This is a genomic window from Sphingopyxis sp. A083 (assembly GCF_001468495.1).
GTDB classification, from domain to species: Bacteria; Pseudomonadota; Alphaproteobacteria; order Sphingomonadales; family Sphingomonadaceae; genus Sphingopyxis; species Sphingopyxis terrae.
Map to the genome: position 1 here is coordinate 754209 of NZ_LNSK01000001.1, position 15675 is coordinate 769883.

The 15675-nt window shown below is 65.6% G+C and carries 16 protein-coding genes; 10 read left to right on the forward strand and 6 right to left on the reverse strand.

All coding sequences use genetic code 11. The features are described 5' to 3' along the window. The first annotated feature begins 29 nt into the window (after positions 1 to 29). The 3 genes from ATE59_RS03635 to ATE59_RS03645 all read left to right on the forward strand — a co-directional run bounded on the left by ATE59_RS03635 (position 30) and on the right by ATE59_RS03645 (position 3489). Positions 30 to 938 (forward strand): sulfite exporter TauE/SafE family protein, encoded by a 909-nt coding sequence (locus ATE59_RS03635; RefSeq protein ID WP_003042748.1) that lies wholly within the window; start codon positions 30 to 32, stop codon positions 936 to 938. Continuing rightward, positions 935 to 1705 (forward strand): TIGR02186 family protein, encoded by a 771-nt coding sequence (locus ATE59_RS03640; protein WP_003042747.1) that lies wholly within the window; start codon positions 935 to 937, stop codon positions 1703 to 1705. The genes ATE59_RS03635 and ATE59_RS03640 overlap by 4 nt, the downstream gene beginning before the upstream one ends. Positions 1706 to 1776: 71 nt before the next feature. Continuing rightward, complete coding sequence (locus tag ATE59_RS03645) at positions 1777 to 3489, forward strand: ATP-binding protein (RefSeq protein WP_003042744.1); 1713 nt, start codon at positions 1777 to 1779, stop codon at positions 3487 to 3489. Positions 3490 to 3525: 36 nt separating this feature from the next. On the opposite strand, the gene ATE59_RS03650 is transcribed toward ATE59_RS03645, so the two are convergent. From ATE59_RS03650 to ATE59_RS03665, 4 genes are all read right to left on the reverse strand, one after another. Beyond that, on the reverse strand, positions 3526 to 3915 hold the full coding sequence (locus tag ATE59_RS03650; RefSeq protein ID WP_003042741.1) for a VOC family protein: 390 nt from the start codon (positions 3913 to 3915) through the stop codon (positions 3526 to 3528). A 48-nt stretch (positions 3916 to 3963) separates the two neighbouring features. After that, a complete protein-coding gene (locus ATE59_RS03655) occupies positions 3964 to 5115 on the reverse strand; it encodes a cell wall hydrolase (RefSeq protein ID WP_058811219.1) in 1152 nt (383 codons plus the stop codon). A gap of 144 nt (positions 5116 to 5259) precedes the next feature. After that, the gene (locus ATE59_RS03660; protein WP_003042733.1) at positions 5260 to 6054 is read right to left on the reverse strand and encodes an ABC transporter ATP-binding protein; all 795 of its coding nucleotides are present in this window, start codon (positions 6052 to 6054) and stop codon (positions 5260 to 5262) included. A gap of 105 nt (positions 6055 to 6159) precedes the next feature. Further along, complete coding sequence (locus tag ATE59_RS03665) at positions 6160 to 6528, reverse strand: hypothetical protein (RefSeq protein ID WP_003042728.1); 369 nt, start codon at positions 6526 to 6528, stop codon at positions 6160 to 6162. A gap of 279 nt (positions 6529 to 6807) precedes the next feature. On the opposite strand from ATE59_RS03665, the gene rimP reads away from it, so the two are divergent. From rimP to rbfA, 6 genes are read left to right on the forward strand one after another with little or no spacing between them, the layout of a single operon-like run. Continuing rightward, entirely contained in the window at positions 6808 to 7353 is a 546-nt protein-coding gene (rimP, locus tag ATE59_RS03670; RefSeq protein WP_058811221.1) for a ribosome maturation protein RimP, read from the forward strand. After that, a complete protein-coding gene (nusA, locus tag ATE59_RS03675) occupies positions 7353 to 8987 on the forward strand; it encodes a transcription termination factor NusA (protein ID WP_003042722.1) in 1635 nt (544 codons plus the stop codon). The genes rimP and nusA overlap by 1 nt, the downstream gene beginning before the upstream one ends. After that, positions 8968 to 9738, forward strand: a complete 771-nt coding sequence (locus ATE59_RS03680) for a DUF448 domain-containing protein (protein WP_058811222.1) — start codon at positions 8968 to 8970, stop codon at positions 9736 to 9738. The genes nusA and ATE59_RS03680 overlap by 20 nt, the downstream gene beginning before the upstream one ends. 17 nt (positions 9739 to 9755) lie before the next feature. Continuing rightward, positions 9756 to 12296, forward strand: a complete 2541-nt coding sequence (infB, locus tag ATE59_RS03685) for a translation initiation factor IF-2 (protein ID WP_058811223.1) — start codon at positions 9756 to 9758, stop codon at positions 12294 to 12296. A gap of 54 nt (positions 12297 to 12350) precedes the next feature. Continuing rightward, the gene (locus tag ATE59_RS03690; protein ID WP_003042716.1) at positions 12351 to 12647 is read left to right on the forward strand and encodes a GIY-YIG nuclease family protein; all 297 of its coding nucleotides are present in this window, start codon (positions 12351 to 12353) and stop codon (positions 12645 to 12647) included. A gap of 42 nt (positions 12648 to 12689) precedes the next feature. After that, a complete protein-coding gene (rbfA, locus tag ATE59_RS03695; protein ID WP_003042712.1) occupies positions 12690 to 13100 on the forward strand; it encodes a 30S ribosome-binding factor RbfA in 411 nt (136 codons plus the stop codon). 34 nt (positions 13101 to 13134) lie between these two features. Here rbfA and ATE59_RS03700 read toward each other — a convergent pair whose 3' ends face one another. Next, positions 13135 to 14562: a WS/DGAT/MGAT family O-acyltransferase gene (locus ATE59_RS03700; RefSeq protein WP_058811225.1), complete on the reverse strand. Its 1428-nt coding sequence runs from the start codon at positions 14560 to 14562 to the stop codon at positions 13135 to 13137. Between the two features lie 104 nt (positions 14563 to 14666). Then, positions 14667 to 15143 carry a group III truncated hemoglobin gene (locus ATE59_RS03705; protein WP_058811226.1) on the reverse strand — a complete coding sequence of 159 codons (477 nt, stop codon included), beginning with the start codon at positions 15141 to 15143 and terminating at the stop codon, positions 14667 to 14669. Positions 15144 to 15223: 80 nt separating this feature from the next. On the opposite strand from ATE59_RS03705, the gene ATE59_RS03710 reads away from it, so the two are divergent. Further along, the gene (locus tag ATE59_RS03710; RefSeq protein ID WP_058811227.1) at positions 15224 to 15655 is read left to right on the forward strand and encodes an RrF2 family transcriptional regulator; all 432 of its coding nucleotides are present in this window, start codon (positions 15224 to 15226) and stop codon (positions 15653 to 15655) included. Positions 15656 to 15675: the final 20 nt, after the last annotated feature.

The window sequence follows — 15675 nt, forward strand, 5'->3', positions numbered from 1 at the left end:
TTTGCGCCGCTTACGTGCATACGGGGCCCATGGATCTTTACCTTCCTGTCGCCAATCTGTCGGTCAACGCGCTGGTCATCGTGCTGTTGGGCGGCGGGGTCGGCTTTCTGTCGGGCATGTTCGGCGTCGGCGGCGGCTTTCTGACGACGCCGCTGCTTATCTTTTACGGTATCCCGCCGACGGTCGCCGCGGCGTCGGCCGCGACGCAGGTGACGGGGGCCAGTGTATCGGGCGCGCTCGCGCATTTCGAGCGCGGCGGCGTCGATTTGCGCATGGGCGCTGTGCTGATCGCCGGCGGGTTGCTCGGATCGTTGATCGGCGCCGGATTGTTCGAACTGCTCACCGCATGGGGGCAGATCGATACGACGATCAACATCCTTTACGTCGTGCTGCTGGGATCGGTCGGCGGGTTGATGGCGCGCGAAGCATGGGGTGCGCTGCGCGCGCTGCAGGCCGGGCTTCCGGCGCCGGCGCGCAAGCGGCGCCACCATCCGATGGTCGCGAACCTGCCGATGCGCTGGCGCTTCTATCGTTCGGGCCTCTATATTTCGCCGCTCGCGCCGCTGATCCTCGGGGCGCTCGTCGGCATATTGACGATGCTGCTCGGCGTCGGCGGCGGTTTCATCATGGTCCCGGCGATGATCTTCCTGCTCGGCATGGGAGCGCAGGTGGTCGTCGGCACCTCGCTGTTCCAGATCCTGTTCGTCACCATCGCGACGACGATGGTCCATGCGATGACGACGGGCGCGGTCGATATTGTCCTTGCCGGCCTGCTGCTGCTCGGCAGCGTGACGGGCGCGCAGATCGGCGCGCGTTTCGCGCAAAAGGTCCGCCCTGAATATTTGCGCATGGCGCTGGCGATCATCGTGCTGCTCGTCGCACTGCGCATGGCGGTCGGCCTCTTCATCCGTCCCGACGAAATCTACACCGTCCAGTGACGCGGATCGGCGCCTCGATCGCAGCGCTGCTGCTGTTGCTGCTGCCCGCCGCGGCGCAGGCGGTCGACCCGCGTCTGGTGCCCGACGTGTCGAGCCGCTCGATCGAAATCCAGTACAGCTTCACCGGCGAGGAATTGCTGCTGTTCGGCGCAATCCTCTATCCCGGTCAGCGCCTGCCCGACGATCGCGCCGACATCGTCGTCGTTCTGAAGGGCCCGGTGCGGCCGGTGGTGCTGCGCGAAAAGCAGCGCATCGCTGGCATGTGGGTCAACGCCAGCAGCATCCGGCTGCGCACCTCGCCCGGTTTCTACGCGATCGGGTCGTCGCGCCCGGTCGACAAGCTGGTCGACGAACGCACCGCGGCGATCTTCGAGCTTGGCCTTAAAAATCTGTCGATGTCCCCGACCGGCTTTTCGGAGGCGAAGAAGCTCGAGCGGTTCGAGGCGGGGCTGGTCGATCTCTATCGCCGCATGGGGCTGTTCTACGAAAACCCTTCGGCGGTCGAGATTACCGAAGGCGTGTTGTATCGGGCGCGAATCCCCGTGCCGGCGCGCGTTCCCGTGGGCACCTACCGCGCCGAAACCTATCTGATCAGCAAGGGACGCGTGCTGGCCGTCGCCTCGCGCGACGTTCAGATCCGCAAGGCGGGCTTCGAACGTTTCGTCGCGCTCGCGGCGCAGCGGCACGGGTTCCTCTACGGCCTTGCCGCGGTCGCGCTGTCGCTGCTGCTCGGCTATGCCGCATCGGCGCTTTTCCGCCGCCGCTGATCTATCATAAGCGCTTTGTTTACCCTCGCCTGCGATAGTCGCCGCGGGACAAACATATGGCGGGGCTGAATATGGATATGCATGGGGGCGGTTTTGGTACCGGCGACGCGACGGCTGCGCAGCATGTCAGGCTGGCGGGCGGCGGAACGGCGGCGCCGATTGCGCCGGTGCAGGCGCACCACCGCGACGACCTTCTGATCGGCGAAGTGATCGACATTGCCGGCTCGGCTTCGCGCATCCTGCTCGATGCTTCGGCGTTGCAGGGCTTGTCGACATCGAACGACCCGTCGGTCGCGATGGCGGGCCAGGTGGGTGCGCAGGTCAAGGTGCGCGTCGGCAATGTCTGGCTGCTCGCCAGCGTGCGCGACCAGCAGCTTTACGAGCGCGGCGAGGGGCTGATCGTCGCGGCGATCGACTTCCTCGGCGAAGGCGAAGAAGAAAAGCTGACCGGCCGCATCCACAATTTCCGTCGCGGCGTGACGCGCTATCCGATTCCGGGCAGCCAAGTCTATGCTGCGACCAGCGCCGACCTCAAGCAGATCTACGCCGCCGACGAGCGGGCGCATGTCGAGATCGGGACCGTCTATCCGACGCGCGACATTCGCGGTTCGCTGTATGTCGACGCGATGCTCGGCAAGCATTTCGCGCTGCTCGGATCGACCGGTACGGGTAAATCGACGAGCGCCGCGCTGATCCTGCACAAGATCTGCGAACTGGCACCGCAAGGCCATATCGTGATGATCGACCCGCACGGCGAATATTCGGCGGCGTTCAAGGGCACCGGCGCGCTGTTCGACGTCGACAATCTCGCGATGCCCTATTGGCTGATGAATTTCGAGGAACATTGCGAGGTTTTCGTCACCAGCGAGGGGCGCGACCGCCAGGGCGATTGCGACGTGCTCGCCAAATGTCTGCTCCAGGCGCGGCTCAAGAACCGGCTGGCCGAGGGGATGACGAAGATCACGGTCGATTCGCCGATCCCCTATCTGTTGTCGGATCTGCTCAACATCCTGCAGAACGAGATGGGCAAGCTCGACAAGGCGACCTCGTCGGCGCCCTTCATGCGCATCAAGGGCAAGATCGAGGAAATGCGCGCCGACCCGCGCTATAATTTCATGTTCTCCGGCATGCTCGTCGCCGACACGATGGCAAACTTCCTTGGCAAGATCTTCCGCCTGCCGTCGGACGGTCGGCCGATCTCGATCATCGACGTATCGGGGGTGCCGTCGGACATCACGGGCGTGGTCGTCGCGGTGCTGTCGCGCCTGACCTTCGACTATGCGATCTGGTCGCGCGGCGAGCCGCAGCGTCCGATCCTGCTCGTCTGCGAAGAAGCCCACCGCTACATCCCGTCGAAGGATAGCGGACAGGGGCAGGCGGTGCGCAAGATCCTCGAACGTATCGCCAAGGAAGGCCGTAAATACGGCGTGTCGCTGGGCCTCATCACCCAGCGCCCGTCCGACCTTGCCGAAGGCGTGCTGTCGCAGTGCGGCACGATCATCTCGATGCGCCTCAACAACGAACGCGACCAGCATTTCGTGAAGGCGGCGATGCCCGAAGGCGCGCGCGGTTTCATCGATTCGATCCCGGCGCTGCGCAACCGCGAATGCATCATCTGCGGCGAGGGCGTGTCGATCCCGATTCGCGTCCACCTCGACACGCTCGAGGAAGACAAGCGCCCCGCGTCGAGCGATCCGCTCTTCTCGCAGCTTTGGCGCGAAACCGGCGGCGAGCCAGAAATATTGGAGCGCGTCGTCAAGCGCTGGCGCAGCCAGGGCAGGTAAGGCTTCCGTCGTCCCGGCTTTCGCCGGGACGGCGATCTAGCCGGCTTGCGCCGGCTCCCACAATTCGATCGGATTGCCTTCGGGGTCGTGGACGCGCGCGAAGCGGCCGACCGACGGATCATCCCATTCCTTCTTGGTAATCACCTCCTCGCCGGCGGCGCGGAACGGCGCGAGCACCGCGTCAAGATCGTCGACGCGCAGGTTGATCATGAACTGGCGGTCAGCCGGGAAATAGTCGGTGTCGGCCTTGAAAGGCGAGAAGACCAGCGGTCCGCCGGTCACCGTCCACACCCATTGATTGACCGGCGCGCTGTCGTCGGCGCTGCATCCGCCGCCGACGCCGAGACGGTCACGATACCAGTCGCTGAGCGCGGCGGGGTCGCGCGCGCGGAAGAACAGGCCGCCGATGCCTTTGACATGCCCCATGGAAACGCCTCCTTCGCCTTGTGAGCAGAAGAAGCTAGCGCGTCGCGCCTAGCGAATCCACTCGCCGCTCTTCTGATATTCCTCGCGGATCTGACCCGACTGGTTGAGCCGCGGGTCGCTGTAGGCCGGCGGCGTGGGCGCGGCGGTCACCGAAGGGGACGGTGCCGCGGTCTGCGCCGGCGCGCTCAGCGTGCCGGGCAGCGGCGCGGGGCCGCCTGCGGGCAAGGGATCGACCGCAGCGGCGGGCAACAGGGGCGCGCCCGGGATCGGCCCCTTCTTCAGCATCGCAAGCTGCTGCGCGACGGGAAGATAGGGGCCAGGCACCGGCTCGCGGCCCAGATAGGGCGCGCGGAACGCGTCGGGCATGCCCCAGCGGCCGCGCCAGCGGTGGAAGATATGGGCGCCGACGATGTTGGTCATCACCAGGCTCTTGCCCCAGCGCGGCCAGATCGCGGTGGTGTGATAATGGGTGGCGAGCCCGACGCCCGGAAAGACGGCGCCGTTCAGGGCCGCTGATGCAATGCGGCTCGCGCGCAGCCAGTTGTCGCGGCTCGGCGCGCGCGCCATCGCGCCGTCGCACGAGAAGGTGAACTGGCACACGCCGGCGCGTTCGGAACCCTGAAAGACGACGCCGCACACGGTGTTGGGAAAGCTCGGGTGGCGCACGCGATTGAGCACCGTCTGCGCCACGCCGCGCATCCCGTCATCGCTTTCGGAGGCCGCCTCGTAATAGAGGGCGGAGGTCAGGCAATAATGCGCGCGTTCGCGGTCGAGCGCGGTGACGCCGCGAAAGACATAGGATTTGGCCGCCGGGCCGACAAAGGCTTCGTCGCGAAGCTGCGCCGGATCGGCGGGCGGCAGCGCGGTCGCATCGGCATAGCCGACGCTGCTGGGATCGGGCAGCGTCGGGTCGATCTTGAGCGCGTCGGCATAGCTGTCCGAATTCATCACCGCCCAGCGCGTCGGGTCATAGGGTTTGAAGGTCAGCGGCACCGACACGCTGTAGGGGCCGAAGCCGCGCGGGCGGAACTGGCCGCTCGACAGCGCGAGCGCCACGCTGGCGACAAGCACGGCGGCGAGCAGGCCGATCCAGAAGTTGCGCCCCGGACCCGCCGCCGCAGCGGCCGCGCGCGGCGCACCGCGCCAGGCGGCGCGGGCGTCGGCATAGCCGGGAGCGTCGAGGTTGAGTTCGGGTTTCATGCGCGCGTCAAAATCCGGTGCCCCGCCCGATCGGCCGATTCGCCCAGGCGTGCTGCGATCCCTGCTTATGCCGCGAGGTGCGAATAAAAGATTGCACCGCGTGTGCGCTGTCCCGCAGCGGGACAGGAGGCAATGCGGCGGCGGTCAGGGGTGGATATCCGCCTGATACCAGCCGTGCCGCTCCGTCACCGTCATCGGCAGGCCGAACAGGCGCGTCAGGCTGTCGCCGGTCAGCAGATCGGCCTTGGCGCCGTCGCGGTCGAGGCGGCCGCCGCGCAGCATCACGATGCGGTCGATCTCGGGTAATATCTCCTCGATATGATGGGTGATCAGCAACAGCGCGACCCCGCTGCGCGCGACGCCACGCAGCATGTCGAGGAAATGATGCCGTGCCGCGGGGTCGAGCCCGGCGCAGGGTTCGTCGAGCAGCAGCGCGCGCGGGCGGTGCGCAAGCGCGCGGGCGATGAGGACGCGGCGGGCCTCGCCCGTTGACAGGCTCGCCATGCTGCGCCCGATCAGATGCTGCGCGCCGACATCGCCGAGCGCCGCCACCGAAACATCGACCATATCCTGCGTGTAGCTTTGATGCGCCCACAGCCCGCGCGAGGCAAAGAAGCCCGAGACGACGCAGTCGAGTACCTCCAGCGGAGGTTCGGCGTCGAAGTCGAGCTGCATCGTCGACGACACGATGCCGAGCAGCTTGCGCAGGTCGAAGACGTTCCAGCTGTCCTGCCCGAAGATGCGGACATCGGCACCCCAAGCAGGATAAAGCTGGCGCGCGATCAGCTTGACCAATGTCGATTTGCCCGAACCGTTGGCGCCAAGGATCGCGGCGCTCTCGCCCGCCGGGATGGTCAGCGCGGGCAGATCGAGAATGCACGCCTCGTCCGCCATGACGCGGACGTTCGACAGCGCGAGCAGGGGGGAATCGTCGACCATGCCGGCGCATTGAGCATGACCGCGCGCGCGAGGGAAGTGGAAAGGTGGGCGGGGAGGCCGCTTTGAGGGCGGGGAGCCCCCACAAACGTTATTTTCAGTTCGATCTCATGCAATTCCGTGTTCGGCGACCTTGATTAGCAGGTCGGCACCTTCTTTGCGGTTCGCTGTTTCCGGCATCCCCTTGTTTATGAGATCGCCAAGCTTCTCTGCGAGAGGGGTGCATTTCTGAAAGCGATACAGGTTCGCTTCACCGTGCGCAGGTTCAATATCGGTGGACCGCCAACCCGCTCTCTCCATGTCGCTTTTCAGGCACTGCCAATGGACTTCGTATGCCTCAAACACGACGAAGTTGCTTTGCTGCATTCTTTGGCCCGAAATATGTTCAAATAGTGGTCTAGCAAGCCAGGCAACCCCGACTGCCAGCACTAGCGCCAATGCTACGACCAGTTCGATCCAGTCGAGTAACAGTTCCATCACATCGAGACCTCTTGCTAATTGGCTACCTGTATGCCGATTAGGGCCTAAGGATTTCCTACGTCAGCAATCGGTCGTTACCTGCCATCCATGCCGATCCGGCCCGATGACCCAACCGGCCGAAAGCCGCCTACCCCAATCTCCGCTTGCCGACTCCCCGCAACGCGCCTATATGCACGCTCACTCCTAGACATGGGTAGCCAGATAGGACGTCGGGGCCGCGGGCCGCGGCGGCCGTAAACGCATGGCTTTTCCGGTCGCGATATTTGGGAATGAAGCTTGGTCGATTTCGACGTCCTCAATGCGATCATCGCGCCCGAAGCCGAGGCGTTGGGCCTTGCGCTCGTGCGCGTCGCCTTTTTCGGCGGCGAGGAAGATCCGACGCTGCAGGTGATGGCCGAACGGCCCGATACGCGCCAGCTGACGATCGACGATTGCGCCGATCTGTCGCGCCGCATTTCGGACCGGCTCGATGCGCTGGAGGAAGCGGGCGAGGATCCGATCGAGGGCGCCTACCGCCTCGAAGTGTCGTCGCCCGGGATCGACCGCCCGCTGACGCGTCCCGCCGACTTCGCCGACTGGGCGGGGCATGAGGCGAAGGTCGCGCTGAAGGAAAAGCGCGACGGGCGCCTGCGCTTCAATGGCGAACTCGCCGGCATCGACGCCGGCATCGTCACGATTTTCGACAAGGAAGGGATCGAGCACAAGCTGCCGTTCGACGCGATCGACACGGCCAAGCTCGTCCTTACCGACAAATTGATTGCCGCAACCGTCCCGCTCTCGATCGAGGGTGCCGACGACATGGAAGAAGAAGGACAGGACTGATGGCCACTGCCATTTCCGCCAACAAGGCCGAACTGCTCGCGATCGCCAACAGCGTCGCCAGCGAGAAGATGATCGACAAGGGCATCGTCATCGAGGCCATCGAGGAAGCGATCCAGCGCGCGGCGCGCGCCCGCTACGGCGCCGAGAACGACATCCGCGCCAAGCTCGACGCGCAGACCGGCGACCTGCGCCTGTGGCGCGTCGTCGAGGTGGTCGAACAGGTCGATGATTATTTCAAGCAGGTCGACCTTGCCGCCGGCCAGAAGCTGCAGAAGGATGCGAAGGTCGGCGACTTCATCGTCGATCCGCTGCCCGCGGTCGACCTTGGTCGCATCGACGCCCAGTCGGCGAAGCAGGTGATCTTCCAGAAGGTCCGCGAAGCCGACCGCGAGCGCCAGTTCGAGGAATATAAGGACCGCGCGGGCGAGATCATCACCGGTGTCGTCAAGTCGGTCGAATTCGGCCACATCGTCGTCAATCTGGGCCGCGCCGAAGGCGTGATCCGCCGCGACCAGCAGATCCCGCGCGAACTGATGCGCGTCGGCGATCGCGTCCGCGCGCTGATCCTGTCGGTGCGCCGCGAAAATCGCGGGCCGCAGATTTTCCTCAGCCGCGCGCACCCCGACTTCATGAAGAAGCTGTTCGCGCAGGAAGTCCCAGAAATCTACGACGGCATCATCGAGATCAAGGCCGCGGCGCGCGATCCGGGCAGCCGCGCCAAGATCGGTGTCATCAGCTATGACGGCTCGATCGACCCCGTCGGCGCGTGCGTCGGCATGAAGGGCAGCCGCGTTCAGGCGGTCGTCCAGGAAATGCAGGGCGAAAAGATCGACATCATTCCCTGGTCGGAAGACACCGCAACCTTCGTCGTCAACGCGCTGCAGCCCGCGACGGTGCAGCGCGTCGTCATCGACGAAGATGACGGCCGTATCGAAGTCGTCGTTCCCGACGATCAGCTCAGCCTTGCCATCGGCCGCCGCGGCCAGAACGTCCGTCTCGCCAGCCAGCTGACCGGCAAGCAGATCGACATCATGACCGAGGCCGACGCGAGCGAAAAGCGCCAGCGCGAATTCGTCGAACGCTCGACGATGTTCCAGGAAGAACTCGACGTCGACGAAACGCTCGCGCAGCTGCTCGTTGCCGAAGGTTTCGGCGAACTCGAAGAAGTCGCTTATGTGCCGCTCGACGAACTGGCGAGCATCGAAGGCTTCGACGACGAGCTGGCCGAAGAGCTGCAGAGCCGTGCGACCGAAGCGCTCGAACGCCGCGAAGAAGCCGCGCGCCAGGAACGCCGCGGGCTTGGCGTCGAGGATGATCTGGCCGAACTGCCGCACCTGACCGAAGCGATGCTCGTCACGCTCGGCAAGGCGGGGATCAAGACGCTCGACGATCTGGCCGATCTCGCGACCGACGAACTGATCGCGAAGAAGCGCAGCGAGAATCGCCGCGGCCCGGCGCGCGAGCGTTCGGAACGCGCCGAAGACAAGGGCGGCGTGCTCGGCGAATATGGCCTGTCGGAAGAGCAGGGCAACGAGATCATCATGGCGGCGCGCGCGCACTGGTTCGACGACGAACCGGCTGCCGAAGCCGAAGCCCAGACCGGGGAGGCCGCCGATGCGGACCCCGCGCAATGATCAGCTAAGCCAAACCGACCGCGCGGGTAAGCGCGGACAGCACGCGCCCGAAAGGCGCTGTGTGGTAGCCGGCGACGTGGCGCCGGCCGGACGGCTCGTGCGCCTTGCGCTCGGGCCCGACGGCGCGATCGCGCCCGACGTGCTCGGCAAGGCGCCGGGGCGCGGCGCGTGGATCGGCGTCGACCGCGACGCGCTGGAAGCGGCCCAGGCGAAAGGCAAGCTCAAGGGCGGGCTGGCGCGGGCGCTGCAGGACAGCGCCTTCACGATTCCCGACGATCTGGGCGCGCGGATCGAGGCGCAACTCGCGCGTGCGACGCTCGACCGGCTGGGGCTTGAGGCGCGCGGCGGGATGCTGATCCTCGGCAGCGAGCGGATCGAGGACGCGGCGCGCCGCGGCCAGGTCCGCCTGCTCCTGCATGCGCAGGATGCCGGCGAAGATGGGCGCAAGAAACTGGCACAGGCGTGGCGGGTCGGCGAGGATCACGAAGGGTCCGGCCGTGAAGGCACGGTCTTGCCGGTGGACCGATACACCCTATCTATGGCATTGGGGCGTGAAAATGCGGTGCATCTGGGCGTGACCGACGCCCGTGCCGCTGACCGGGTGCTGGCGCATTTGAGCCGCTGGCAGTTTTTCACCGGATGGTTTAGGGACGCGGCCAACCGCGTTTCCGATCAGGATTCCCGCACGGCGGGGAATGGGATGGCGTCCAGGGAGCCCGACACGGACTCTCCGGTTTCGGACGCGTATTGAAGGAATAAGACGTTTCGATGAGTGACGAACAGGACAAGCCGACTCTGACCCGCAAGCCCTTGGGGCTGAAGCGTACGGTAGAGGCCGGACAGGTGCAGCAGCAATTCAGCCACGGCCGCCGCAATACGGTGGTGGTCGAGGTGAAGCGCCGCCGCGTGCTTGGCCGTCCCGGCGAAGCGGCGCCCGCGCCCGAGGCTGAAGCGGTCGAGGCCGCGCCTGCACCCGCGCCGAAGCCGGCTGCGCCCGCACCGGCACCCAAGCCTGCCGCGCCCAAGGCCGACAGCCTGATGTCGCGTCAGGAGCGCCAGACGCAGTTGCTGCGCGAAGCCGAAGAGGCGCGTCTCGCCGCGCTTGAAGAAGCGCGCCGCCGCGAAGAGGCCGAACGCGCCCGCGCGCTCGAGGAAGAGCGCGCGCGTGCCGCCGAAGCGCGCGAGGAAAAGTCCAAGGCTTCCGAGGAAGCGCCCGCTCCGGCTGCTGCCGAGCCCGCCGCCGAAGCGCCGGCCGCGCCTGCTGCCGAAGCCAAGCCGGCCGAAGCCGCGCCGCGCGCCGCCACGACGAGCAGCGCTGCGCCCGCGCCGCGTCGCTTCACGCCGGTCGAGGCGCCGAAGCGTCCCGAACCGAAGCGCCCCGAACAGAAGAAGGAACATCGCGGCGATCACCGGCGCCAGTCGGGCAAGCTGACCGTCACGCGCGCGCTCAACGAAGATGAAGGCGCGCGTGCGCGCAGCCTCGCCGCGCTGAAGCGCGCTCGCGAAAAGGAAAAGCGTTCGCACCTGATGCCGAGCGGTCCGCGCGAAAAGCAGGTTCGCGAAGTTGTCGTTCCCGACACGATCACCGTGCAGGAACTGGCGAACCGCATGGCCGAAAAGGGCGCCGATCTCGTCAAGGCGCTGTTCAAGATGGGCATGATGGTCACCGTCAATCAGACGATCGACCAGGATACGGCTGAACTGCTCGTCACCGAATTCGGGCACGAGATCAAACGCGTCAGCGAAGCCGATGTCGATATCCGCAACGATCAGGACGTCGATGCGCCCGAACAGATGAAGCCCCGCGCGCCGGTGGTCACCATCATGGGCCACGTCGATCACGGCAAGACCAGCTTGCTCGACGCGCTGCGCGGCACCAGCGTCCAGTCGGGCGAAGCCGGCGGCATCACCCAGCATATCGGCGCCTATCAGGTGAAGACCCCCGACGGGAGCGAAGTCACCTTCCTCGATACGCCGGGCCACGAAGCCTTCACCGAAATGCGCGCGCGCGGTGCCAACGTCACCGATATCGCGGTGCTGGTGGTGGCGGCCGACGACGGGCTGAAGCCGCAGACGATCGAATCGATCAACCATGCGAAGGCGGCCGGCGTGCCGATCATCGTGGCGATCAACAAGGTCGACAAGGAAGGCGCGAACCCGCAGCGCGTGCGCGAACGCCTTCTCGAGCACGAGATCGTCGTCGAGGAAATGGGCGGCGACGTCCAGAATGTCGAAGTTTCGGCGCTCAAGAAGACTGGCCTCGACAAGCTGCTCGACGCTATCGCACTTCAGGCCGAGATCATGGAGCTCAAGGCCAACCCCGACCGTTCGGCCGAGGGGACGGTGGTCGAGGCCAAGCTCGACAAGGGCCGCGGCCCCGTTGCGACGATCCTCGTCCGTCGCGGTACACTGAAGGTCGGCGACATCTTCGTCTGCGGCGCCGAAAGCGGCCGCGTCCGCGCGCTCGTCAACGATCAGGGTCAGCAGATCAAGGAAGCCGGTCCGTCCATGCCGGTCGAGGTTCTGGGCCTCGGCGGGGTGCCGATGGCGGGCGACACGCTGACCGTGGTCGAAAATGAGGCGCGCGCGCGCGAAGTCGCCGCCTATCGTCAGGAACAGGCGCTCAAGAAGCGGACGGCGCAGGCGCCGGTCAGCCTGGAAGGCATGTTCTCGGCGCTCGCCGACAAGGCCAATGTCATCGAATATCCGGTGGTCATCAAGGCCGACGTGCAGGGCAGCGTCGAAGCGATCGTCAACGCGCTCAACAAGCTGTCGACCGACGAGATTCGCGTCCGCGTGCTCCATTCGGGAGCCGGCGCGATCACCGAAAGCGACGTGACGCTGGCGGCGGCGACGAATGCGCCGATCATCGGCTTCAACGTCCGCCCCAACGCCAAGGCGCGCGAGATCGCGAACCGCGAAAAAGTGCGCTTCATGTACTATGACGTCATCTATCACCTGACCGAGGAAGTCGCGAAGGAGATGGCGGGCGAGCTGGGTCCGGAACGCGTCGAAACCGTCGTCGGCCGCGCCGAGGTCAAGGAAGTCTTCCCGGCCGGCAAGCGCGACAAGGCCGCGGGTCTGCTGGTGCTCGAAGGCATCATCCGCAAGGGGCTCCACGCGCGTCTCACGCGCGAGGACGTCATCGTCTCGGCAACGACCATCGCGTCGCTCCGCCGTTTCAAGGACGATGTCGCCGAAGTGCGCGCGGGCCTGGAATGCGGCGTCGTGCTGGCGGATACCAACGACATCAAGCCGGGCGATCACCTCGAAGTCTTCGAGGTCGAGGAACGCGCGCGGACGTTGTGATCCCTTTGCGCCCCCGCGAAGGCGGGGGCCCAGAGCGGCGTGGAGCGACGATGGATGGGCACAAGGCCGGGCTATGTCTACATCATGGCCAGTGGGCGCAATGGTACCATCTATATCGGCGTCACGAGCAACCTCGCGAAGCGCGCGTGGGAGCATCGGAGCGGCGTCGTACCAGGCTTCACGCATGACTATGGTTGCAAGCTGCTCGTCTGGCACCTCGCCTTTGATGACATTCAGGATGCGCGTGCTTACGAACTGCGTATGAAGAAATGGAATCGCGCCTGGAAATTGCGCGCGATCGAAGAGATGAACCCGCTGTGGAACGATTTATACCCGACGTTGAATTCCTGACGCTCTGGACCCCCGCCTTCGCGGGGGAACATGGAGGGTGCGATGCGGCATAACGAAAAATCCGAAGGCCCCTCGGTCCGCGTCCTGCGCGTGGGCGAACAGGTGCGCCATGTGCTGAGCGAGATACTTCAGCGCGGCGACGTGCATGACGATGTCCTCGCGACGCATCCGGTGAGCGTGACCGAAGTGCGCATGTCGCCCGACCTGCGCCATGCCACGGTATTCGTGAAGCCGCTGCTCGGCCGCGACGAGGAGGCGGTGCTGAAGGCGTTGCGCACCAACACCGCCTATCTCCAGCGCGAAGTCGCGCACCGCATCCGCATGAAATATGCGGCGAAGCTCAAATTCCTCGCCGACGAAAGCTTCGACGAAGCGAGCCACATCGACCAATTGCTGCGCGATCCCAAAGTGGCGCGCGACTTGGGCAGCGGCGAGGGCGAAATTCAAGACTGAGCCCAGATGACGGGTTGGTGGGAGCGGATAGGCGCTATTTTCCCTTCGGTGTCTTGATCCCTGCCGCGGCTTCCAGCTCGACCAGCGCTTCTTCCAGATAGTCGATCATCCGCTGCGCGTGCGGCACGCTGCGGCGGCAGGCGGTGATGCCGAAGTCGATATTCCTGAAATTCGACACCTGGGTGATGTTCATCGCCATGCCGTCGACGGGGATGCTTGCGGGATACATGCCGTCGAGCCGCGCGCCGTTCCAGTACATCTGCTCGCGCGGGCCGGGGACGTTGGAGATGGTCGCCGAATAGGCTGGGAATTTGTCGGCGGTACGCGTCAGCGCGGTCAGCATCTGCGGGAAATTGGTGATCGCGGTATAGAGCTGGATCTGCTGCGCGGTCATCGCGCGCAACTGCGCCTTGGCGGCGTTCATCGACGCCTGGATCGCCGCCATGCGTTCGGCGGGGTCGTCGATATGGGTCGCGAGATTGGCCGTCACCGAGGCAACCGAATTGCCCGAATCGATATCGTCCTTGGGCCGGATCGACACCGGCGCCATGGCTTTCAAAGGCTTGTCGGGGAGCTCGTTCAGCGATTGCAGATATTTGCGCATCGCGCCCGCGCACATGCCGAGCACCGCGTCGTTGATCGTCCCGTCATAGGCCTTGCCGACCGCGCGGACGCGTTCGAGCGACCAGCTTTGCGCGACGAAGCGGCGGGCGCCGGTGATGTTGCGGTTGAAGCTGGTGCGTGGCACGCCGGCAAAGGGGGTGACCAGCCCTTCGCCGCCGATGCCGAACATCGCCGCGACATATTGGTTGAGCGCCTTGGTCACGCCGACGCTGTTGCCCCATTGCTCCTTCAGAAACTCGCCGATCGCGGCGATGTCGGTCAGGCTGGGGCGCGGCGGCTTTTTGGGCGACGGGAATTTGCGCTTATAGGCTTCATAGGCCTCGACCGACAGCGGCGAGCAGGTCCGCCGTTCCTTGGGGTCGGGCGAGAACATCGAATTATAGAAATGGATGCTCGCCGCGCCGTCCATCAGCGCATGATGCACCTTCTTGAAGGTTGCGATCTGCCGATTGGGGAGCCCTGAGATCAGCGTGATTTCCCACAAGGGGCGGGTGCGGTCGAGCAGGCTGGAATGGAGGCGCGAGGCGAGTTCGAACATCTCGCGATAGCGCCCCGGCTTGGGCAGCGCGGCCGAGCGCACATGATAGTGCATGTCGATGTCGCGGTCGGGTTCGAGCCGGATCGGGCCGTACTGGCCGAGCGGGGTGAGCTTCAACACTTCGCTGAACGGCCGCCGCAGCCCTTCCGACTGGCGCAACAGTGCGAGCTGTTCGTTCAGCCAGTCGGTTTCGTCGACATCGTCGGGCAGCGTGTAGAGGTTGATGCCGCCGATATGCATCGGCATCTCGCGACTTTCCCCCCACAGGAACATCGCATCGGTCACCGGCATCAATCGCATTGCAGCTCTCCCCACTGTTAATGCTGCATCTTTTGTGCGCAGCATGACAGCGGGGGCGGGCGAGTCAAGCTGCGGTGTCGGCGGCTGCCGGCGCGCGGCGGGTATCAGACGTGGGGCAGCACCATCCTGCGGGTGATGTCGGGGTCGCGGTCGCGGTGGACGGCGATGCCGGTGAGCAGACTTTCGGCGATCATCCGCGCCCGCGCACCGACCAGCGCGACCGCCCCTTCGCTCGGTGCCACATCGCGCAACGTCGCGTAGAAGAGGCCGAGCCAGTGCTGGAAATGGCTTTCGCCGATGGTCGGGATCGCAAGATGCCTGGCCATCGGATTGCCGGTGAAATTGCCGGCGCCGAGCAGGATCGACTGCCAGAAGCGGTTCATCTGCGCGAGATGCGCGGGCCAGTCGTGGATGCGTTCGCCGAAGATCGGGCCAAGCAGGGCGTCGCGCCGGATCGCGGCATAGAAGCGATCGACGAGCGTCGCGATAAAGGCTTCGTCGACTCCCATCGCGATGGCGGCGGCGCGCCGGTCCTCGCGCGCGGCGATGGCATGGGGGTGGGCGGGGACGGTCTTCTTCATTGCCTCGACTCGATAAACGGCATTTCATTTGCCGCTTTATCGGCCTTGCGCATAAAAGCAATATTTCATATACCTATTTTATGCGATTGAGCCTTCACAGCGACTATGCGCTGCGCATCCTGATGGCGCTGGCGGCGACCGGGCGGCAGATGTCGGTCGACGAGATCGCTGGCCAATATGGCGTGTCGCGCAATCATCTCGCCAAGGTGGCGCAGCGGCTGCAGGCGCTCGGCTATGTCGCGGCGCAGCGCGGACGCGGTGGCGGGCTGACGCTCGCCAAGGCGCCCGAGACGGTGATCGTCGGCGCGGTCGTCCGCGAGCTCGAAAGGCTGGACGGCTTCGTCGAGTGTATGAACCCAGCGTCGTCGACCTGCCCGGTGCGCGGCGGCTGCGGATTGCAGGGGGCGCTCGCCGGGGCGCTGGCAGCCTTCACCGCGCATCTCGACGGCTACACGCTCGCCGATCTGTTGCCGCAGCCCGCGCGTTTTCGCGTGCTGCTCGGCGCCGCCTGATTGGGCTTGCGCGGCGCCGC